Source organism: Mesobacillus subterraneus (assembly GCF_000934845.1).
GTDB lineage: Bacteria > Bacillota > Bacilli > Bacillales > Cytobacillaceae > Mesobacillus > Mesobacillus stamsii.
Map to the genome: position 1 here is coordinate 14,080 of NZ_JXIQ01000065.1, position 21,035 is coordinate 35,114.

The 21,035-nt window shown below is 43.8% G+C and carries 19 protein-coding genes and 1 riboswitch; of the genes, 16 read left to right on the forward strand and 3 right to left on the reverse strand.

Annotation, left to right across the window (positions count from 1 at the left end):
- Positions 1-4: 4 nt before the first annotated feature.
- The 3 genes from UB32_RS07825 to UB32_RS07835 are packed head-to-tail and all read left to right on the forward strand — an operon-like array spanning position 5 to position 2,440.
- Positions 5-979 (forward strand): branched-chain amino acid ABC transporter permease, encoded by a 975-nt coding sequence (locus tag UB32_RS07825; protein ID WP_044392634.1) that lies wholly within the window; start codon positions 5-7, stop codon positions 977-979.
- Entirely contained in the window at positions 954-1,733 is a 780-nt protein-coding gene (locus UB32_RS07830; RefSeq protein WP_044392635.1) for an ABC transporter ATP-binding protein, read from the forward strand. Before UB32_RS07825 ends, UB32_RS07830 begins: the two co-directional genes overlap by 26 nt.
- Positions 1,733-2,440, forward strand: a complete 708-nt coding sequence (locus tag UB32_RS07835; RefSeq protein WP_044392636.1) for an ABC transporter ATP-binding protein — start codon at positions 1,733-1,735, stop codon at positions 2,438-2,440. Before UB32_RS07830 ends, UB32_RS07835 begins: the two co-directional genes overlap by 1 nt.
- Positions 2,441-2,494: 54 nt before the next feature.
- On the opposite strand, the gene UB32_RS07840 is transcribed toward UB32_RS07835, so the two are convergent.
- Positions 2,495-4,021 carry a solute symporter family protein gene (locus UB32_RS07840; RefSeq protein ID WP_044392637.1) on the reverse strand — a complete coding sequence of 509 codons (1,527 nt, stop codon included), beginning with the start codon at positions 4,019-4,021 and terminating at the stop codon, positions 2,495-2,497.
- Positions 4,018-4,356 carry a DUF485 domain-containing protein gene (locus UB32_RS07845; RefSeq protein ID WP_128721515.1) on the reverse strand — a complete coding sequence of 113 codons (339 nt, stop codon included), beginning with the start codon at positions 4,354-4,356 and terminating at the stop codon, positions 4,018-4,020. Before UB32_RS07845 ends, UB32_RS07840 begins: the two co-directional genes overlap by 4 nt.
- A gap of 334 nt (positions 4,357-4,690) precedes the next feature.
- On the opposite strand from UB32_RS07845, the gene UB32_RS19820 reads away from it, so the two are divergent.
- From UB32_RS19820 to UB32_RS07855, 3 genes are all read left to right on the forward strand, one after another.
- On the forward strand, positions 4,691-4,915 hold the full coding sequence (locus UB32_RS19820; RefSeq protein WP_128721514.1) for a hypothetical protein: 225 nt from the start codon (positions 4,691-4,693) through the stop codon (positions 4,913-4,915).
- Positions 4,916-5,764: 849 nt separating this feature from the next.
- Positions 5,765-5,965 carry a cold-shock protein gene (locus tag UB32_RS07850; RefSeq protein ID WP_041967029.1) on the forward strand — a complete coding sequence of 67 codons (201 nt, stop codon included), beginning with the start codon at positions 5,765-5,767 and terminating at the stop codon, positions 5,963-5,965.
- A 205-nt stretch (positions 5,966-6,170) separates the two neighbouring features.
- Positions 6,171-7,406: an ATP-binding protein gene (locus tag UB32_RS07855; protein ID WP_044392639.1), complete on the forward strand. Its 1,236-nt coding sequence runs from the start codon at positions 6,171-6,173 to the stop codon at positions 7,404-7,406.
- Between the two features lie 366 nt (positions 7,407-7,772).
- Here the strand turns inward: UB32_RS07855 and UB32_RS07860 are convergent, their stop codons facing one another.
- Positions 7,773-8,960: an FtsW/RodA/SpoVE family cell cycle protein gene (locus UB32_RS07860; protein ID WP_044392642.1), complete on the reverse strand. Its 1,188-nt coding sequence runs from the start codon at positions 8,958-8,960 to the stop codon at positions 7,773-7,775.
- Positions 8,961-9,265: 305 nt separating this feature from the next.
- Here UB32_RS07860 and UB32_RS07865 point away from each other — a divergent pair, with 305 nt between their 5' ends.
- The 10 genes from UB32_RS07865 to UB32_RS07910 all read left to right on the forward strand — a co-directional run bounded on the left by UB32_RS07865 (position 9,266) and on the right by UB32_RS07910 (position 20,867).
- Positions 9,266-10,042: a hypothetical protein gene (locus UB32_RS07865; protein WP_052806988.1), complete on the forward strand. Its 777-nt coding sequence runs from the start codon at positions 9,266-9,268 to the stop codon at positions 10,040-10,042.
- A 65-nt stretch (positions 10,043-10,107) separates the two neighbouring features.
- Positions 10,108-10,289: riboswitch (cobalamin riboswitch) on the forward strand.
- A gap of 128 nt (positions 10,290-10,417) precedes the next feature.
- Positions 10,418-11,476, forward strand: coding sequence for a FecCD family ABC transporter permease (locus tag UB32_RS07870; RefSeq protein ID WP_044392646.1), 1,059 nt, complete (start codon positions 10,418-10,420; stop codon positions 11,474-11,476).
- Positions 11,473-12,906 carry a heme ABC transporter ATP-binding protein gene (locus UB32_RS07875; RefSeq protein WP_044392647.1) on the forward strand — a complete coding sequence of 478 codons (1,434 nt, stop codon included), beginning with the start codon at positions 11,473-11,475 and terminating at the stop codon, positions 12,904-12,906. The genes UB32_RS07870 and UB32_RS07875 overlap by 4 nt, the downstream gene beginning before the upstream one ends.
- On the forward strand, positions 12,903-13,067 hold the full coding sequence (locus tag UB32_RS07880; RefSeq protein WP_084221763.1) for a VOC family protein: 165 nt from the start codon (positions 12,903-12,905) through the stop codon (positions 13,065-13,067). The genes UB32_RS07875 and UB32_RS07880 overlap by 4 nt, the downstream gene beginning before the upstream one ends.
- 272 nt (positions 13,068-13,339) lie before the next feature.
- Positions 13,340-14,842, forward strand: coding sequence for a SulP family inorganic anion transporter (locus tag UB32_RS07885; RefSeq protein WP_044392648.1), 1,503 nt, complete (start codon positions 13,340-13,342; stop codon positions 14,840-14,842).
- A gap of 68 nt (positions 14,843-14,910) precedes the next feature.
- Positions 14,911-15,330 (forward strand): universal stress protein, encoded by a 420-nt coding sequence (locus UB32_RS07890; RefSeq protein WP_044392650.1) that lies wholly within the window; start codon positions 14,911-14,913, stop codon positions 15,328-15,330.
- A 360-nt stretch (positions 15,331-15,690) separates the two neighbouring features.
- Positions 15,691-16,773 (forward strand): D-alanine--D-alanine ligase, encoded by a 1,083-nt coding sequence (locus tag UB32_RS07895; RefSeq protein ID WP_044392652.1) that lies wholly within the window; start codon positions 15,691-15,693, stop codon positions 16,771-16,773.
- A 73-nt stretch (positions 16,774-16,846) separates the two neighbouring features.
- Positions 16,847-18,223, forward strand: coding sequence for a UDP-N-acetylmuramoyl-tripeptide--D-alanyl-D-alanine ligase (locus UB32_RS07900; protein WP_044392654.1), 1,377 nt, complete (start codon positions 16,847-16,849; stop codon positions 18,221-18,223).
- Positions 18,224-18,358: 135 nt separating this feature from the next.
- A complete protein-coding gene (locus tag UB32_RS07905; RefSeq protein ID WP_044392656.1) occupies positions 18,359-19,072 on the forward strand; it encodes an alpha/beta hydrolase in 714 nt (237 codons plus the stop codon).
- 319 nt (positions 19,073-19,391) lie between these two features.
- Entirely contained in the window at positions 19,392-20,867 is a 1,476-nt protein-coding gene (locus tag UB32_RS07910) for a DEAD/DEAH box helicase (RefSeq protein WP_198528174.1), read from the forward strand.
- The last annotated feature ends 168 nt before the right edge of the window (positions 20,868-21,035 follow it).

Sequence of the window (21,035 nt, forward strand, 5' to 3'; positions counted from 1 at the left end):
AGGTATGAAACTTTTCAAGCAATCAAAAAGCTTCTGGTTCTTTATCCTGCTGTCTCTGGCCGCGTTCGGAATCATACAAGCATTGATAATCACAGGTATGCTAAATGGTTTCTATGTAAATACAATTATATTTGTTGCGATCAACATTATCCTTGCCGTCAGCTTGCACCTTATTATAGGGATTACGGGCCAATTTTCAATAGGCCATGCCGGGTTCTTAGCTGTCGGAGCCTACGCATCAGCTATCATTACGATGAAGCTGCAGCTTCCTTTTGCTGCCGCGATCATAGTAGCGGGGCTAACGGCTGCATTTACAGGACTTCTCATTGGTATTCCGAGCTTGCGCCTGAAGGGGGATTATCTTGCGATCGCTACATTAGGATTCGGAGAAATTGTCCGGATTGTGCTTCTTAATGTCGACTATGTCGGTGGGGCAAGCGGCATGCAGGTTTCGCATTTAACCACATGGGGTTGGGCGTTTACCTGTATGCTAATTGCGATTATCGTCATTGTCAACTTCACTAATTCAACTCATGGCCGGGCCTGTATTTCCATAAGGGAAGATGAAACGGCTGCCGATGCAATGGGAATCAATACAACTCTTTATAAAGTAGTTGCATTTGCGATCGGTGCTTTCTTTGCAGGGATAGCTGGGGCGCTCTATGCCCACAATTTTTACATTATTCAGCCATCCAATTTCGGCTTTCTAAAATCATTTGATATCCTGATTTTCGTCGTACTCGGCGGGCTTGGAAGCCTTTCGGGTTCTGTCATTGCTGCAATCCTGCTCACAATTATTTCAACATTCTTGCAGGAATATCCTGAGACGAGGATGATCATTTATAGCCTTGTTCTGATCGTTACGATGCTGTACAGGCCACAAGGCTTAATGGGAACACGTGAAATTACTTCCCTGTTTAAGAAGCGAAAGGCAGCTGAAGGAGGAACACAAGATGACTCAAAGCACACCGTTGCTTAAAGTAGATAATGCCGGAATCAGGTTTGGCGGCCTGAGAGCAGTGGCCGATGTCAATGTTGAACTGTTCCAAGGAGAGCTTGTCGGTCTCATTGGCCCGAACGGCGCTGGGAAAACCACTTTCTTCAACCTTCTCACAGGAGTTTATGTACCAACAGAAGGGAGCATTCTTCTGAACGGAGAAAAGCTTCATAACCTGGCACCGTATAGAATAACAAGGAAAGGCATCAGCCGAACATTTCAGAATATCCGCCTATTTGGGGAGTTATCCGTGATTGATAATGTAAAAGTGGCATACCATTCCCTTGCAAAGCATTCTATCCTAAGTTCGATTTTCCGGTTGCCGTCTCATTTTTCCGGTGAAAAAGAGATGGATGAAAAAGCGGTAGCCTTCCTTAAAATTTTTGGGCTTGACCGTTATAAGGATGAAAAAGCGAATAACCTCCCATATGGGCAGCAACGGCGTTTGGAGATTGCCCGGGCTCTCGCTGCGAATCCCAAATTGCTGCTGCTGGATGAGCCGGCGGCAGGGATGAATCCCCAGGAAACAAAAGAACTGATGAACCTTATTGCGCTAATTCGTGAAAAGTTTGATTTGACAGTTCTGCTGATAGAACACGATATGGGACTTGTTATGGGAGTATGCGAGCGGATATATGTATTGGATCACGGCCAGCTGATTGCCGACGGTACACCTGAAGAAATTAGGAATAATCCGAAGGTGATCGAAGCGTACCTGGGGGAGGAGGTTTCATAATGCTGAAGGTAGAAGGAATCAATGTTTATTATGGAAATATACAAGCTTTGAAAGGGGTATCCTTGGAAATTAATCAAGGGGAAATTGTTACTTTGATTGGAGCAAATGGTGCAGGTAAAAGCACTCTGCTCAAAACCATTTCTGGGCTTTTAAAGCCTAAGCAGGGACAGATCATTTATGAAGGCCAATCGATTGCCGGAAAGGCAGCACAATCGATCGTAAAAATGGGAATCTCTCATGTGCCGGAGGGGCGCCGAGTTTTTGCTAATATGACCGTTGAGGAAAATCTCGATTTAGGGGCATACCTTAGAAAAGATAAGGAAGGAATAAAAGAGGATTTTGGCCGAGTGTTTGAGCTTTTTCCAAGGCTTATGGAACGCCGAAAACAGTTAGCGGGCACCCTGTCAGGCGGTGAACAGCAAATGCTGGCTATGGGGCGCGCCTTGATGGCGCGACCAAGGCTGCTAGTACTCGATGAGCCGTCAATGGGCCTTGCACCATTGCTTGTGAAAACGATTTTTAGAATCATCGAGGAAATCAATGCAACCGGAACAACAATCCTGCTTGTCGAGCAGAACGCCCATATGGCCCTGTCGATCGCCAACAGAGCCTATGTCATCGAAACCGGCCGCGTTGTCCTATCTGGCACGCCAGATGAATTAAATGCAAGCGAACAAATTAAAATGGCCTATCTGGGAGGCCATTAATTAAGAAAACCGTTCCTAATTAGGGAACGGTTTTTTGCTTGCTCTTTTTTGTGATTAAAGACCTGTATTTGCTTTTACCAGAATTTCATCATATTTCTTAGCATCCTCTTTTTTAGTGGACAGAACCGTTCCAAGATAAGCGCTGAGAAAGCCTAGAGGAATGGAAATGATTCCAGGATTGGTCAGGCTGATCAGTGGATCACCGACAAGGATGGCTGCACCTGCTTCTGGTGACCAGACATTCGGACTGATTGCCACGAGGAACAGGGAACTAATCAGTCCAACCAACATTCCGGTAATAGCCCCAGTGGTGTTAAAGCGCTTCCAAAAAATTGTAAAGATAAGAACAGGCAAGTTTGCACTCGCAGCAACTGCGAAGGCCAATGCGACAAGAAAAGCCACATTTAGCTTCTGGGCAAATAAGGCAAGGATGATAGATAGGACTGCAACACCAACGGAAGCGAGTTTTGCTGCAACCATCTGCTCTCTTTCGGTAGCTTGCCCTCGGCGCATGATATGTCCATAAAAGTCATGGGCAAAGGCGGAGGCAGCTGAAAGGACAAGGCCGGCAACTACTGCAAGAATCGTAGCGAATGCTACAGCCGAAATAAACGCAAACAGGAAATCGCCACCGAGCGCTTGTGCAAGCAGAGGAGCAGCCATATTGCCAGCTGCATTTGCGGCGACAATATTATCGTATCCAACGAAAGCTGCTGCGCCAAAGCCGAGGAAAACGGTCATAACATAAAATACTCCGATGATCCAGGTTGCATACACAACTGATTTTCGTGCAGTCACCGCGTCTTTTACAGTAAAGAAACGGATCAGAATATGCGGCAGGCCTGCAGTACCGAGAATAAGTGCCAGATTCAAGGAAATGGTATCCAAAGGACTTGTGAACTTGTTCCCAGGATTAAGAAAGCTATCTCCAAGCGGTGTAGCCGTTTTCATTTCATTGAACATATTAAGGACACTGAAGTCAAATTTCGCAAAGACGATAATCGAAATAATGAATGTGCCGATCATTAGCAGACCGGCTTTTACGATCTGTACCCAGCTGGTGGCGGTCATTCCGCCAAACACAACATAAACAGTCATTAGCGCACCGACAATCAACACAGAATACAGATAATCGATCCCCAATAATAATTTAATAAGTGCACCTGCCCCAACTAACTGTGCAATCATATAAAAAATAGAGATAGTAATGGTATTTAAAGCTGCCACACCACGAATTTTTTTATCATCAAAACGAGCAGCAATCATATCAGCCATTGTATACTTTCCTAAGTTTCTGAGTGGCTCAGCAATCAGATAAAGGACTACCAGATAAGCAACAAGAAAGCCGATACTGTAAAAGAAGCCATCAAAACCAGACAGGGCAATCATCCCAGCTATACCAAGGAAAGATGCAGCAGACATGTAATCGCCTGCGATAGCAAGACCGTTTTGAAAACCAGTCAAACTGCTGTCAGCGGTATAAAAATCGCTTGTAGTCTTAGTACGCTTCGAAGCGAAATAAGTAATGACAAGAGTGAGTCCAACGATTAAAAGAAACAAGGTAAATGCCAATGTATTCAAGAAAGATTCCCCCTGGCGTACTTGCTTTTTATTTCTTCGACAATTTCATCAAATTTAGCGGCACGTTTTGTATAAATGATGCACAAAGACCATGTCATGATAAATTGAGCAAATGCAAATACCCAAGCCCAGCTAATCGCACCAAAAGCAGGTGTATTTAAAACGGTAGAGTAAGCGGTCAGAATAGGAAGCGTAAAGTAAAATGCTAAAAAAAATAAAGAAAACGGCAGCAAAAAGTTTCTTTTTTCCTTTAGCAGCTGCTGGAATTTTTCAGACTGGACAATCGCTGAGTAATCAATGGAGTTTTCCATCTTCGTAGTTTGTTTTTTTATCATTGGCGCATTCGTAGTCATTCCTTTTCCCTCCCTAAATTAGTGAATAATAAATAATGAATCTCCCATTCCTCCTCCTGTATTCATAGTATGTATATTATAAATATATCTGAAAAATTTGTAAATTTAAAATATACATAATTAAATAATTTTCTGTCTATTTATTCTGTCGCAGAAGAAAAGAGATGAGTTGTCCGAACTAATTAAGCTAGTAAAAGAACACCTGCTGAGAAACTCTTACAGCTTGTCCAGCTGGGTGTGAACGATTACTTGTACACAGATAAACTCGACACAGAATGCTGAAGGGGCTACAGGCTGATCGCAGATATCAACGGTTGTGGCGGTTTTATCGACGGTTAGAGAGAAAATATCAACGGTTGTGGCAGTTTTATCGACGGTTAGAGGGAATTTATCGACGGTTGGAGTGGTTTCATCACCAGTTCACATCTCGGTAATGCCAATTGACGTTACAATATACCAGTTATTTCAAAATATGATAGTAGTTGGGATTCAAGCTGGATTGATTTTTAAAAAGGTTGAGGCCTTTTTGCCGAAAATTTAAAATTGGGGTTGGTCATGTTCGTGCTCGGTAAACGAGAAGGAACGAAAAAATAAGCTACTCTAAAAAGAAGGGCAGGACGGAGATCTTGGAAGGACATCAGAAAAAGTGCAAAAATAAATAGGAGAAAAGCGGTCAGAAAAGAAAGCACAAGAAACATAACTTTTGGGACTTTGTTTTAGCAAAAGCAGGGGAATTTGGCATGCTCGATCTGGCAAAGTTTTTAGAAGAAGAATGGGACGCTGTATATGGAGCAGTCCAGGAAGGATCCAAATGTTTTCGGAGGAACCAACGCCTAATTAGGACAGGTTGTGTGGAGAACATATAAATGATGTAAAGATGGTTGATAAGGTTTGCGTTTGTTTATCAGTTAGTATAAAGTAAAAAAAAAGCGTGCTCGCCTTGGCACACTTTTCAATACCTAGATTTTTAATAATTCTTCCTCAAAATAGAAGGTGGCCGGATACTCTTTAACTGTGTATGAGTATCTTTTCATGTTTTTTACATATTGAGATTTCATAATAGTCACTTTTTCACCGGTTTCTTTGATACTGACAGATTGACCAGACTTATAAAGGTTGCTTGCGCTTTTCAATTAGCCACGCCCTTTCATATTCACCTTATTATATCACATTTTTAACGTTCCCATTTGTAAATAACAGCTGTTTTTTGGTTTTCACAAATTTCCTAATTCCCTTAATACTTGCACTTCGCTTCCTGGTCTGTTATTATTAAGGAGGATTATTTTTGTTCGGTATGCAAGGAAAGAACATGCACTGCTTGATTCGCCTGGATTAACTGAAACAAGAATAGTAACAAATTGTGTGGATATCACACTAGGAGGCAACAAAAATGGAAAACGGTAAAGTAAAATGGTTCAACGCAGAAAAAGGTTTCGGATTCATCGAGCGTGAAGGTGGAGAGGACGTTTTCGTACACTTCTCAGCTATCCAAGGCGAAGGCTTCAAGTCTCTTGAAGAAGGCCAAGAAGTATCTTTCGACGTTGAGCAAGGTGCTCGTGGACCTCAAGCAGCTAACGTTACAAAATTATAATAACGGATTAGCCCATACAAACAAGCCCTGATCTGATCAGGGCTTGTTTTTTTGGTGCGCGTCTTGTTGTAGCTGGAATAATTAGTTAGCAGTGGGATTCCATCTAATTTGGAGGGATTTCAGAATTTTCCGTTGATCAATCGTCCTATCCGGTAGATAATAGTACTAGGCAATTTTTCATAATCATAGAATCCCGGGGGATACAATGATAGATTTCATAAAAGATTTGATTTTGCATTTTTTGATGATGCTTTCACTTGGCTTCATGTACAATTTTTTGTGGATGCAAAAGCGTTCGGATTATAAGAAACAAATCTTTAAAATGGCAATCCTTGTGACGCTGCTCGTGACAATGGCATTGCCTGTCAAATTCCAAGAAGGCATGGAGTTTGATTTCAAGCTGATACCTATCTTTATCGCTTTCTTCTATTTAGGCAAGAAGGATGGACTTCTCTTGATAGCGGCACTATTGCTACTGCAAAGCCTGATGGACTTCGACAGACTCCCAGTTATAACCATCAACTACGGGATCATCTTCCTTTTGTTTTTTGCGTTGGAAAAGACTTATAATAAATCGACGGTCAGCAGGAAAATCGTTCTAGGTATTTTTGTCTATAGTTTAATAACCCCTACAAGGCTTGCTGCATTGATCAAATCTGGCCATGCCGATGCCTGGATGTATTTACTCGTCTTTTCACTTGTTTCCTTCCTTGCTTTATCGTTTATCATTTATATCATGGAAATGACCAACTTACAGCTTAAGCTGATGCATGATCTACATAAGGCAGAAAAATTCTCGGCCATCAGTCAGCTGGCTGCATCCGTCGCCCATGAAATCCGCAATCCAATGACGACAATCAGAGGCTTCATGCAAGTTTTGCAGGGAGATAGGAACCTGAGTGACGATCAGAATCTTTTCATTTCCATTTCTCTCCAAGAGCTTGACAGGACCCAGACAATCATCAATAACTTTTTGGCGCTGGCCAAACCAAATACAGGGTCCATGAATCCAATCGACCTAAGCACCATTTTGAAAGAAACGACCGCGTTCATGAGGTCCTATTCTCATCTCAGAAACACAGAGCTGGTAGAAGCAATTGATAATAGTCTTTGCATTAAAGGGGATGCCCATGAAATCAGGCAGGTATTTGTCAATATCCTGAAAAATGGGATTGAGGCAATGCCTTCAGGAGGCAGTATTTATATCCTTGCTAAGGTTGATAAGGGTTATGTAAGGATCCAATTTCGGGACGAGGGCATTGGCATGACAAAGGAACAGCTCGCCCGGCTCGGTCATCCATACTACTCAACAAAGGAAAAAGGTACTGGGCTCGGGATGACGATTTCCTATGATATCATCCAAAGAATGAGGGGCAAAATCAAGGTCGAGAGTGAAGAAGGAAAGGGGACAATTTTTATGATCTTGCTGCCCTGCGGCTGAGATTTCCGTCACAATTCCCCCAAATTATGCTATGATAAAAAGAAAAAAATGGACTTAATGGATAGTATTTCTAGGGAGGATAAGCTGGATATGAGAGCAAGGGTAAGAAAAAGTGAACCTTTTTCATTTGACAAACTGAAAGATTTTTTCACTACTATACTGCTGCATCTTAGTTTTTATGCCTTCATCGTTCTTCTCGTCATATTTTTCATCGACAATTTTAGTTAACTACATAATGAGGTTTGGGATCGGTAAAATAAAGAAGAAGCACTGAAGCCATATGGTAAGGCCTGACAAGCGATCCGCCATCATTCCATGAAAAAAAGCTGAGTTGCTCAGCCTTTTTTTGTTTATGATCCCATCAAATTACAGACCGAAACTTCTGTCTTTTGAAGCAAACATATAGGTTTTATGATGGAACCTTATCCCATAGATCAGCCCCATTGCCATCATATTGCCCATCAACGAACTTCCGCCATAACTGATGAAAGGCAACGGGATCCCCGTAATCGGCAGCAGCTGAATGGTCATTCCGATATTTTGAAAGACATGGAAGGCAATCATGCTGATAACCCCTGTACTAATATAAATGTTAAAAGGGTCATTCGTATCCAGTGCTGTTTTGGTCAGGTGGTAGATGAGCAGGAAATAAAGGCTGATAACAAAACTGCCGCCGATAAAGCCAAATTCTTCACCAATGACGCTGAAAATAAAGTCCGTATGGCTTTCGGGAATATAGACTTCACTGCCATTGATTCCTTTTCCTGTCAGCATGCCAGAGCCAATCGCACTAAGGGATTTCAACAGATGGTAACCGTATTCCGGGTAGCTCTCCGGATCAAGCCAGGCATAGATGCGGCCAAATTGATACGTTTTTACTCCGAGATATTCTTTCAGAATTTCCGGCTTCCAAATGACGAGATAAAGAATGCTGGCTCCTATTGCGGCTCCGCTTCCATAGAGAGGCAGGATGATAGCCCAGGTGATGCCTGAGACGAGGATGATTCCAGTAAAAATCGCTATGATTACAAGAGATGTTCCGAGATCAGGCTGCATTAAAATCAGTCCCAGCGGCAAGGCGGTAATGACTCCAAGTTTGACGAACAGCAGGAAATCAGTTTGGAGGGTCCTGCTAGGATGGTTTTGATGATGGGCATAGATGGCACTGCTCAAGGCTAGAATCAAAAAGACTTTCATGAATTCAGATGGCTGGAATGATCCAAGTGGTTCGATGAAAAACCAGCTTTTTGCCCCGTTTCTTTCTTCAGCAATGCTGGCAGGGGCGAAAAATAGGAAGATGAGCAGAAAAATCCCGAATCCATATAAATACCAGGAGAGTTTACGGTATTGTTCACTGTCAAACATCATGACTACTGCAATGATTCCTGAACCAACGATATACCAGAATATTTGCCTACTTAAAAAGTTCTGCCCAATATATTGCCCGGTTTTCTGAGCGCTATAAATCGCAAGGCAGCTGGTTAGAAAAAACAGCAATAGGAGCAGTGTCAGTGTCCAATCAAAACGATCATATTTTTTAGTCGTTGTATCCATTCGCTCCACCCGGTTCCATTCGTTTTCCTAATAATCGACTATCTGGTTTCGTTTTCCCTAAAGGCAAAGTTCCTACCATTTTATGTTAACAGACAACGCTAACGCTCACAACCCCTGACTCGGGAATCGACTCAGATATGGATTAGACGAATGATGGGAGGGTTTGGTTTCTGTAACAAGGGGATTCTTTTTATAGGGGGAGTGGATAATATTTATGACTCGGAAGAAAGATATTTCCCTGCGTTTTTGTTAGAATGGAAGAAGCTGTCGTTCTGAAGCTTAGAATTCTCCAGGAGGTTTTGCAGTTGAAAAGGAACCATCCTTATAGCAGGGATTTACTATATCTCCACATGAACGAACGGGACCATTATGTGCTTTCGCATGGAATCGAATTTCATGAATTTTTCAAGTCGTTACAAGATCCATTTGCCCATCTGTTGCTGTTGAAGCATCGCTATGAGGATGGCGAATTTAACAGTCATACTTTATTTGAATATGTACCTGGAAACAATGCTGAAAAGCTGGCACAAGCGAATGTACATGCATTCGGTGACTTTTGCTGGATTGATTTTGAGGAAGTGGAAGCGCTGAACGTGCTGACCGCCCAAGAAATAGCCGAACTCCTTTATCTTGGACATATCAAGCATCATTTGAAGCTGCCATTTTACAATCAGCTTAATAATCGGTTTGTTTATTTGTCCAATGAAGATGGCTGGTTCAACAAGATCTATTATCGCAATTTCAATGACTTTTACCGCATGCTTGGCGATGTTCTATCAAGCAAACTCGGAGAAATGAAGCCGGAAAAAATGCTGCTTGGAATCCGCAAAAAAAAGTCTTATCCATCAGTAAGCAAAGAAATTCTTAAAGCGTTGATCCCTGCTTTGAAGGAAGGGGCTGTGCTTTCGCTGAAACATATGCAACAGAACCGCAACAGGATGGAAATACCAATCTGGATTATCGGAGATTTTGCCGACATGGATGACATGCATGATGAATACAAAGAAGCAAGTCGCAGCCAACCGGACGGCAGAATTGTTTTTGATAAAAAGTTAAAGGAATGGAGCTTGCTTGCACAATAAGTAGAACAACAAAATTATTGCCGCGATTGTTGGAAGATCGTGTATAATGAGCTGGAATGGATCATTGCATATTGAAATGAACAGGTGTCTTTTTAACGAGACTTAATAGGGAAGGTTGGTGAAAATCCAACGCGGTCCCGCCACTGTAAATGGGAGCAAGCTGAGAAATGCCACTGTACAAATGTATGGGAAGGCACAGCGAGCATTGACCATAAGCCAGGAGACCTGCCTGTCCATTGCACCAAGCCAACCTACGAGGATAGGGAGGTGTCGACAAGCTTTATGTCTTTTTTGTAAAAACATTTGCTTACTCGGACATCTCCGCTTCAGATGGAGATGTCTTTTTGTTATTTTTCGAAAAAATGGGGGGAGCAAATGAGGCCATTTACCCGGATCGTTTTACATAATAAAGGAATAGCCTATGTATTTGCGATGGCATTCTTGATCAGCTCGATGCTGCTCGGGATCGCAATTGGAACGGTAGCCATTCCTGTCTCTACTATTATAGAAATCATTTTTACAGATATTTTCCGGTTACAGGGACAGGGGATCGATCCAATGCATGCTAGTATTGTCATGGAAATTAGGCTGCCGCGTGTTTTGCTGGCAGGCCTAGTTGGTGCGTCACTTGCAATCGCCGGCTCTGCATTTCAGGGTCTGCTGCGAAACCCGCTTGCCGACCCGTATACGCTTGGAATTTCTTCGGGTGCCTCCATTGGAGCAGTTGCAACGCTTTTTTTTGGCGTGTCACTGCCTATGGTTGGAGCATTCACCCTGCCGATGCTTAGCATTCTGTTCGCATTTGCCACTGTGTTGTTTGTGCTATTTTTTGCCCGAAAAGTCGACAGACTGCTTAGGGTGGAGACAATTATATTAACTGGAATCATTTTAAGTTCCTTTCTTGGATCATTCATTTCATTGATGATTGCCCTATCTGGCGAGGAGCTGCGGCAAATTATTGGCTGGCTGCTTGGCAGTGTCTCGATGCGCGGCTGGGAATATATAAAAATCATTTTTCCTTTCTTCCTTATCGGACTGGTGATATTGCTGGCAAATACGAGGGAGTTAAATGCGATGTCCTTTGGAGAAGAGCGGGCACAGCATCTCGGTGTCAACGTCGAGCGCCGCAAGCTGTTGATTTTGCTGTCCGGTTCACTTTTGACCGGTTCGGCTGTTGCAGTGTCAGGAACGATCGGCTTTGTCGGCCTGGTTATTCCACATTTAACAAGGACTATCTGGGGCCCTGACCATCGCCATTTACTGCCATTATCGGTGCTGATTGGCGGGGGATTTCTGATTCTAGCCGATCTAATCTCGCGGACGATTATTGCTCCATCAGAATTGCCAATTGGTGTGATTACAGCATTAATCGGTGCTCCGGTTTTTGCGTTGATTTTAATGAGAAATCGCAGAGAAAGAAGTGCTGGACGATGATTACTGTGAATGGCTTAACTGGCGGATACGCAGGCGGCGAGGTGCTGAAGGGCATCTCCTTTCAGGTTGGCCACGGGGAGCTTTTCGGAATTCTTGGTCCGAACGGAAGCGGGAAAACGACGCTGTTAAAAATGATCAGCGGTGCATTGGAATTCAGAAAAGGTGCCATCGAGCTGGATAGCCGGCCGTTGACTCAGTATTCACCGAAGCAGCTGGCGAGGATGATGGCGGTCCTGCCGCAGCATTCCGACCAGGCGTTCCCATATCGTGTGAAAGAAACCGTTTCGCTTGGCCGTTATGCGCACCAGAAAGGCTGGTTCCACAGCTGGAGTGAGGAAGATGAGCAGATTGTTCTCAAAGTGATGGAACAGACAGGGATCACCCATCTGCAGGAAAAATCAATTGTTGAACTGTCCGGGGGCGAAAGGCAACGAGTCTATCTTGCGCAGGCACTGGCACAGCAGCCGAGGATTCTGCTGCTTGATGAGCCGACGAACCATCTGGATCTTAGCTTTCAAAAAGAGCTGTTGGATTTGCTAAAAAAATGGGCGGCAGAAGAGGAGTTGACGGTGGTCTCGATTTTTCATGACTTGAATCTAGCCTCGCTTTACTGCGACAGGCTACTGCTAATGGAAAATGGCGAGGTACTGATTGTTGATACTCCTGCTGAGGTTTTAAAAGAAGAGCGAATCAAGGCTGTTTACAAGACAAAGGTCAAAAATCATCCGCATCCTGAAATTGCCCGGCCACAGCTGCTGCTCGTTCCTAAATCAGACGGCAATCAAGCAGCCAATTTCCAAATAGACGCATCGTATCTTGACATTGGATCAGACCGGATTGCACTAAAGACACCGGCGAAATTGAGGACAATGTCTTCTGGAATTACGGGTGCCGGGATTGGCTGGCATAATTCCTTCGTCCACCGGGTGGTTCCGATGGATTATGATTGCAGTGACCATAAAGCAGAAATGGCTGAGTTTCTGCAGGCGAATGGTTTCCTGCCGAGCGAGACGGTTGCGATGATGACGGCTGTTCCTGCGGAATCCGTCGCACACCGTTTTTTTAAGAACGGGGAAGTTTCTATCTTCATTATGGTCTCTGCAGGCAATACGCATCGGGAGAGTCCAAGAAATATCAATACATGGCTGTTCATTAATGGCCGAATCTCGGAAGAAGCGTTCATCCAGAGCGCAATGACTGCAGCTGAGGCGAAAATAAGGGTAATACAGGAGCTGCAAGGAAGCAGTACTAGCGATGCTGGCCAGTCAGCTGGTATTTCAACCGACAGCATCTGTATCGCAGCGACGCAGCAAGGAGAGCTAATTGCCTATGCTGGAACCGCTTCGCCACTAGGCAAGCTCATCAGTGACGGGATTTATTCCTGCACTAAACAAGCGATTTTGAACTATCGAGCTGGAAAGACTTTATGAAGGAATCTGCAACAGAAGATGTCCAGGGCGCCGTAGAAAAACTGCGTGCCGCCGGTGTCTCGATCCTGCTCGAACCAACCGAAAAACCATGGGGCCAGGTCATTGCCTATGCAGTTGACCCGGATGGGCACTATATTGAAATATGCACACCGATTGCTTGAAACAAAGTCCTGCAGTTAGTCAGCTGCAGGACTTTGTTTTGTTTAATTTGGATTTTTAAAGGAACCCTGTTTTCGCTGAAATCATGAACAAGGTGGATTCTCATTTTATAATTTTAGGATTTCAACGTAGAAATGAGAAAAATGAAGCTATTAGTCGAATTGCAAAGGAAACATGATAATACACCGTTTACAATATGGGTTGCCTGTTTTTTGATTTGTGTTATGATAAATCCTGTTTATCACGGACCCGGCTTGCTTGAGAGTAGGAAGCCATGAAAAAAATCATATTAAGGGGTGTTTTCTTGACTACTAAAACAATAAAAGAACAATGGTTTGGCAATGTAAAAGGAGATATCCTTGCAGGGATTGTCGTTGCACTTGCTTTGATTCCTGAAGCGATCGCTTTTTCGATTATTGCCGGTGTGGACCCGATGGTTGGGCTTTACGCTTCCTTCGCTATTGCTGTCACAATCGCGATTGTCGGCGGCCGCCCAGGCATGATTTCAGCAGCAACTGGTGCGATGGCGCTGTTGATGGTGACGCTTGTTGCCCACCATGGTTTACAATATTTGATGGCCGCTACGATTTTGACAGGTGTCCTGCAGATTCTGTTTGGTGTGTTCAAACTGGCGAGGTTCATGAGGTTCATTCCCCGTTCCGTTATGATCGGTTTTGTGAATGCACTGGCCATTCTAATTTTCATGGCACAGCTTGGACAATTTGTCGATGCTACTTGGGTAATGTATGCGATGGTAGCGGGTGCGCTTGCGATCATCTATCTTTTTCCGCGCATCACAAAAGCGGTTCCATCACCGCTTGTGGCGATTATTGTTATTACAGTGATTGCGCTGATAACTAAGAGTGATGTAAGAACCGTGGGAGACATGGGGAACCTGACATCTGCACTGCCAACTTTTCTGATTCCTGATGTCCCTTTTAATCTTGAAACGTTGAAAATCATCTTCCCATATTCATTGGCTTTGTCGATCGTTGGTCTGCTGGAATCCTTACTGACAGCTTCTATCGTCGATGATATGACAGATACTACTAGTGATAAAAATAAAGAAAGCCGCGGCCAAGGGATTGCCAATATTGTAGCCGGTTTATTCGGCGGCATGGCAGGCTGCGCGATGATCGGCCAATCCGTCATCAATGTTAAATCTGGAGGGAGAGGCAGACTATCTGCTCTCGTTGCTGGTGCATTCTTGATGTTCCTGATCCTTGTGTTAGGAAATATCGTTGTCCAAATTCCGATGGCCGCCCTTGTGGGTGTCATGTTCATGGTATCAATCGGAACATTCGATTGGTCATCGATCAAAGCTATCGCAAAGACCCCTGTTACCGATACAATAGTTATGGTTACTACGACTGTTACGACAGTGTTTACTCATGACCTTTCAAAAGGTGTATTTGCCGGAATCATTTTAAGTGCGATTTTCTTTGTCGCAAAAATATCAAAGGTAAAAGTAACATCTACACTCGATGTAGCAGCCAAACGTCGCACATATTTCGTAACAGGACAAGTATTCTTCGCGTCCGTTACAGATATGCTTGAATCATTTGATTGGAAAGAAACAGCAAAAGAAGTCGTCATTGACCTGACTCATGCCCATGTATGGGATGATTCAGCGGTTGCGGCAATTGATAAAATTGTCCTCAAATTGAGAGAGAACGGAACGGTTGTCCGCCTGCAGGGGCTGAATGAACCAAGCTCCCACTTGATTGACAAACTAGCCGTTCACAAACAGGAAGGCGCCAAGCTTTCCGGTCATTAAAGAAAATAGGAGAAAGTGCGTGGACAAATCAACGTGCTTTTCAATGGGAATTAATGGAGGGGAATGGATTGTTTAAAAGAATCTTGCTCGCTTCCGATGGATCAGATCATTCAGTACGTGCGGCGAAAAAAGCCGTAGATCTGGCCAGGCTAAATGGCGATAGTGAAATAACAGTGGTTTATGTTGTCGATGGGCAAACTTCCAAGGAGGATATCCTTCATCATGCGGACCAGACATTGGTAGAGGGAAAAAGAAAAGCCAGGCTTCAACCTGTAACCGATATGCTTGAAAAAGAAAACCTGAGCTACAAGCTTGAAAAATTGCATGGAGAACCAGGTCCAGCGATCGTTGATTATGCAAACAAGAACCAGTTTGATGTCGTGGTCGTCGGCAGCCGCGGTTTGAATGGACTGCAGGAAATGGTACTGGGAAGTGTCAGCCACAAAGTCGCAAAACGGGTTAAAGCACCAGTTTTAATTGTAAAATAGCCAGCGTTCAGGTAAAGCCTGAGCGTTTTTTCTTATTTAAGAAGAGCTTCCTGTTAATTTCACAGCTTATTAGAATTGTATAGATTTTCATAGCGAGTTGGAAATTCCGGCGGTTTTTTACAAAATAATCGACACATTAAAAAAGGGATCTTTCCTTTCACGAAATTATCAGTTTATTCATATTATAAATTAGGCGATTGCTTCAGGTGCGAATGCCTATTGCTAATTTTATTTTTGCTGCAGGTTTCAGGCAATTCAAACAGGAAATAGTATAAATATTAAATATTGATAACAATTCCTTAATTGAAAAATAAAGTGGTAAAATAATAACCGGATTGAATTTTATTGGAGGTCTATTTTATGAAGACGAGAATTGGGCTGCTGTACGGCGGCAAATCGGCTGAACATAAAGTATCAATGCAGACAGCTTTAGCTGTGATGAAGGCATTGGATTTTGAAAATTATGAGGTCTACCCTATATACATAACGGAGGAAGGGGATTGGACCAAGGGGCCGCAGCTGAGCGCACCTGCTGAGAACATCAAGCAGCTTGAATTCGCTGATGGTTCGAATCTGCCATCGCCTTCCTTTTCACCGGCATTATTTCAGGCTGACGGAAAGGAAGAGAGCCGGACGCTAGATGTAATTTTTCCGCTGCTGCATGGTCCGAACGGGGAAGACGGGACGGTTCAGGGCCTGCTTGAACTATTGAACCTTCCTTATGTCGGAAATGGGGTTCTTGCCTCATCTGCCGGGATGGATAAAATCATCATGAAGAATATTTTTGCGCAGGCCGGACTCCCTCAAGTAGATTATATAGCTGCACTTCGCAGCGAATGGGAAAAGGACTGCGACAAGGTATACGCCCTTGTGGAAGAGAGGCTTGGCTATCCTTGCTTTGTAAAACCTGCAAATCTTGGGTCCAGTGTGGGGATCAGCAAGGCATCGAGCAAGCAGGAGCTTGAAGTGGCATTCAAGGAAGCGTTTCTATTTGACCGTAAAATCATCGTTGAACAAGGTGTTGTCGCGCGGGAAATCGAAATTGGTGTCCTTGGAAACGATGAACCTGAATGCTCGGTGGCTGGTGAAATCGTTCCTAAGAAAGACTTCTATGACTACAAGGCGAAGTACGAAGATGGCGATACAGCAATGATCATTCCAGCCGAATTGACAGAACAGCAATATGCAGAAGTTAAGGAAATGGCGATCACGGCCTTTAAGGCGCTTGATTGCTCAGGTCTCGTTCGTGCTGACTTTTTTCTGACAAAGGATGGCCAGTTTTTGATTAATGAAGTGAATACTATGCCTGGATTTACGCCATTCAGCATGTTTCCTCTTCTGTGGAAACACACGGGTGTCACATATCCGCAGCTAATTGAAAAGCTGGTGAACCTCGGGATCGAGCGGCACGCTGAAAAGCAGAAGATCAAATATACATTCTAAATAATGCGTAATGAAAAAGGGGACACGGAGGGACAAAGGTCGTGTTCTCTCTTTATCATGGGAGGAAACCTGTATGATCGAAAAAAGTTTAGCGGAAATTGCGAAAATGGCTGGCGGGCTGAATGATGTACGGAAATTTGCCGATGTTAAAGTCAAAGGTGTATCCATTGACACACGTAAAATGGAGGCAGGAAATTTATTTGTTCCTATTAAAGGGTCGCGGACAGACGGCCATAACTTTGTAGCGGATGTGATCGAGAACCGCGGTGCTTCGGCAGCCCTCTGGCAAAAAGATGTCCCGAGTCCTCCAGAACACCTGCCAGTCATCATTGTTGAGGATACGACAACAGCCCTTCAGGAGCTGGCAAGAAGCTATCGAAATTCACTGGAAATCAAGGTTGTCGGAATTACAGGAAGCAACGGAAAAACAACAACAAAGGACATAACATCCAATCTGCTTGCCCAAAAATACAAGGTTCAGAAAACAGAGGGGAACTTCAATAACCATCTTGGACTCCCGCTGACGCTATTGCGTCTTCGGGAAGATACAGAGGTGGCTGTACTTGAAATGGGGATGAGCAGCAAGGGAGAAATTGAATTTTTATCCAAGCTGGGGCGCCCTGATGCAGTGATCATTACGAATATTGGCGAATCCCACCTGCTTGATCTCGGTTCAAGAGAAGCGATCGCGGATGCTAAACTGGAAATCATTAGCGGTCTCAAGGAGAATGGGATCATCATTTATCACGGAGACGAGCCTCTATTGCGGGATAGACTGCAAAATTATCATGGAAAGGGCATTCTGAAAACCTTTGGGGCAAGCCACGACAATGATTTGTATCCAGTAGCGATCGAGCCGTGGGAGAATGGCAACCAATTCACGACCAACCTCGGCAGTGCAACGTTCTTTCTGCCTGTTCTCGGAAATCACAATATCCTGAATGCGCTCGCAGCCATGCTTGCAGCAGAGTTCCTTGGCGTTTCCTTTGAACAGATGAACGATGGTTTTGCTAGCTTAAAGCTGACAAAAATGAGGATGGAACTTTCAGAGGGAGTTCATGGAGAAAAAATTATTAATGACGCCTATAATGCCAGTCCAACATCGATGAATGCAGCGATTGATCTAGTAGCCAATCTGACAGGCTACCGACGTAAAATCCTGGTCCTCGGTGATATGCTTGAGCTCGGGCCGCTGGAACAAGAATATCATTACAAAGTGGGGATATCCCTCGATGCATCTAAGGTGGACTATGTTTTCACTTACGGCGAACTGAGCGAATCGATCGCAAGAGGTGCAAAGGAAATGCTCGGCGAAAACAGAGTCTTTGCTTTTCATGATAAACAGAAGCTGAGTGAAGAACTGAAAAAATATGTAACCAATGAAACGATTGTTCTTGTAAAAGCATCCAGAGGCATGGCGCTTGAAGAAGTCGTAAAAGCGCTACAATAATATAAAGCTAAAAAGATGTCCTTGCTGGACATCTTTTTATGATGGATTTGAATGCTTTAAAGAGGAAATGTTGGGTTAAATGATTTAAAATAGGGAAAGATTAAAGACGAGAAAAAAACTGATGGGTGATTGGTTATGATCGGTTGTCTATTGATCCATGGTTTTACCGGGTCTCCTTTTGAAGTAGAGCCGCTTGCCCAGTCATTAAGAAGCCGGACTGACTGGAAAATCGCTGTTCCAACCCTGCCTGGACATGGCGATGAGCTAAGCTTGAAAGGAATTAAGCACACAGAATGGATGAACCATGCCGAAAGGGAACTGAAAGCTTTGCTAAAAGAGTGTGACACCGTGTATGTAGTCGGATTTTCGATGGGTGGTCTGATTGCCAGCTACTTGGCATCCTTGTATCCGGTCGAAAAGCTGGTTCTACTCAGTGCCGCTGCCTATTATGTAAACCCTAGACAGCTTGCCTTGGACATCAAGGAAATGATGAAAGACACAGTAAAAGGAAAATTGAAGGAAAATGAGTTGTTCAGGCGTTACACAAAAAAAATCAAAGCAACACCCGTGACCGCTACCTTGCAGTTTCGCAGGCTTGTGGGTAAAATCAAGCCTATTCTCAATGATGTCAAGGTACCTACCTTGATCGCCCAAGGTGAGAGCGATGGCATCGTCCCTCCGAAAAGCGCCCGTTATCTTTATGAAAACATTGGCGCGAACGAAAAGCGGCTGATTTTTTATAGAAACTCCAAACATCTGATTTGCTACTGCGATGAAAAAGAAAATCTATTTGATGAAGTGTATGATTTTTTGACCAATGGAAGCGATCCGCAAGAGAATCCCGTCTGAAAAATTGCTTTTCCTGGCTAAAGATGGTATCATGAATATTGAGTGTCTAACTGAGAAAATCCTTTAAGCGGACATACTCCCGTGCTGGAGAATGTCTTTTTTTGCTAAAATTTCAGGTTCTGTGCCTCAGCACATTGTAATTGCTGATTCAGCCCTGCTTAAAACACAAGGTGCTAACACCTAGTTTGCCGTGAAGGTACAATAAACTAACCAGAATCAGAAATGATTTGGATCCTTAACCAGCCACTTAAAGTAAACGAAGCATCGGATTTCGGTGCGGGATAAATGTAAACATAAAGGAGAATGAGCAAAGTTGACAATGTTCCAAGACATGGGCATTAGCCCAGCAACACTAAAAGCTGTAAAGAATATGGGATTTGAGGAAGCAACTCCAATTCAGGCAGAGACGATTCCAATCAGCCTTTTAAACAAAGACGTAATTGGCCAGGCGCAGACAGGTACAGGTAAGACTGCAGCTTTTGGTATCCCTCTCGTCGAAAAAATCAAGAAAGAAACGCATAACATTCAAGGAATCATCATCGCACCAACTCGCGAATTGGCCATCCAGGTATCAGAGGAATTATACAAAATTGGTTCGGGTAAGAGACTAGGGGTTCTTGCTATCTATGGCGGCCAAGATATCAATCGCCAGATTAGAGCATTAAAAAAAGGACCGCATATTATCGTCGGAACACCAGGCCGACTTCTAGATCATATCAACAGAAAAACAATTCATCTCGATACGGTGGAAACAGTCATTCTCGACGAAGCGGATGAAATGCTGAACATGGGCTTCATCGAAGATATCGAGGCAATCCTTGCGCAAATCCCGAGCGAACGCCAAACATTATTGTTCTCTGCAACAATGCCGGGACCAATCCAAAAGATCGCTGAACGTTTCATGAAGGATCCTGAAGTAGTCAGAGTCAAATCGAAGGAAATGACTGTTCCTTTAATTGAGCAGTTTTATGTGGAAGTTCAGGAAAAGAACAAGTTTGATGTTCTTACGCGTCTTCTTGACATCCAATCTCCGGAGTTAGCCATCATCTTCGGACGCACAAAGCGGCGGGTGGATGAGCTTGCTGAAGCGCTGAACCTTCGCGGTTACACTGCAGAAGGAATTCATGGCGATCTTACCCAGGCAAAGCGGATGTCTGTTTTAAGAAAGTTCAAAGAAGGCTCAATCGAAGTGCTTGTTGCGACAGACGTGGCAGCTCGTGGCTTGGACATTTCTGGTGTCACGCACGTGTACAACTTTGATATCCCACAGGACCCAGAAAGCTATGTGCACCGTATCGGGCGAACTGGCCGTGCTGGGAAAGAAGGAATGGCCATTACATTTGTTACCCAAAGAGAGACTTCTTACCTCCATGTAGTGGAAAAGACAACGAACCGCCGCATGGAAAAACTGAATGCTCCAACTTTGGATCAGGCACTTGAAGGGCAGCAAAGAGCGGTTGTCGACAAAATTAACCAAACAATTGAGTTGAATAACCTTCAATACTACCGCCAGGCTGCAGATGAGCTATTAAAAGACCATGATGCCCAAACAGTCGTTGCTTCCGTGTTAAAAATGCTCACCAAAGAGCCGGATACAACTCCTGTCAAGCTTACGGAGGAAAAGCCGCTTCCAAACAGAAGAGACAAGAAACCGCAAGGAGACCGCAGCAGACGTTACGATAACAGAGGTGATGGCCGCAAGAAGCCTTATAAGCCACGCTCTGGAACAAAACGCACAAGCAGCGGTGGCGGCAGCAGAGAAGGCGGCAGCTACAAATCAAGATCACCACGCTAACATAATCTTGAATGAATCCCCAGATGTTGATACATCTGGGGATTTTTGTTATATATTATTTAGTTGTGGGACAACTACTTGTGGCTTTCTTAATCCAGCTCCAGCGCCTATGAGTCTGTCCGATAAAAAATTTTTAGCGTATAATTATGCGAAAATGCTTCATATTCA

Excerpts from the sequence above, each read along its gene's own strand:
- UB32_RS07825 (WP_044392634.1), top strand. The coding sequence starts at position 5 with ATGAAACTTTTCAAGCAATCAAAAAGCTTCTGGTTCTTTATCCTGCTG.
- UB32_RS07830 (WP_044392635.1), top strand. The coding sequence starts at position 954 with ATGACTCAAAGCACACCGTTGCTTAAAGTAGATAATGCCGGAATCAGG.
- UB32_RS07835 (WP_044392636.1), top strand. The coding sequence starts at position 1,733 with ATGCTGAAGGTAGAAGGAATCAATGTTTATTATGGAAATATACAAGCT.
- UB32_RS07845 (WP_128721515.1), bottom strand. The coding sequence starts at position 4,356 with ATGATAAAAAAACAAACTACGAAGATGGAAAACTCCATTGATTACTCA.
- UB32_RS07850 (WP_041967029.1), top strand. The coding sequence starts at position 5,765 with ATGGAAAACGGTAAAGTAAAATGGTTCAACGCAGAAAAAGGTTTCGGA.
- UB32_RS07855 (WP_044392639.1), top strand. The coding sequence starts at position 6,171 with ATGATAGATTTCATAAAAGATTTGATTTTGCATTTTTTGATGATGCTT.
- UB32_RS07860 (WP_044392642.1), bottom strand. The coding sequence starts at position 8,960 with ATGGATACAACGACTAAAAAATATGATCGTTTTGATTGGACACTGACA.
- UB32_RS07870 (WP_044392646.1), top strand. The coding sequence starts at position 10,418 with ATGAGGCCATTTACCCGGATCGTTTTACATAATAAAGGAATAGCCTAT.
- UB32_RS07875 (WP_044392647.1), top strand. The coding sequence starts at position 11,473 with ATGATTACTGTGAATGGCTTAACTGGCGGATACGCAGGCGGCGAGGTG.
- UB32_RS07880 (WP_084221763.1), top strand. The coding sequence starts at position 12,903 with ATGAAGGAATCTGCAACAGAAGATGTCCAGGGCGCCGTAGAAAAACTG.
- UB32_RS07885 (WP_044392648.1), top strand. The coding sequence starts at position 13,340 with ATGAAAAAAATCATATTAAGGGGTGTTTTCTTGACTACTAAAACAATA.
- UB32_RS07895 (WP_044392652.1), top strand. The coding sequence starts at position 15,691 with ATGAAGACGAGAATTGGGCTGCTGTACGGCGGCAAATCGGCTGAACAT.
- UB32_RS07900 (WP_044392654.1), top strand. The coding sequence starts at position 16,847 with ATGATCGAAAAAAGTTTAGCGGAAATTGCGAAAATGGCTGGCGGGCTG.
- UB32_RS07905 (WP_044392656.1), top strand. The coding sequence starts at position 18,359 with ATGATCGGTTGTCTATTGATCCATGGTTTTACCGGGTCTCCTTTTGAA.
- UB32_RS07910 (WP_198528174.1), top strand. The coding sequence starts at position 19,392 with ATGTTCCAAGACATGGGCATTAGCCCAGCAACACTAAAAGCTGTAAAG.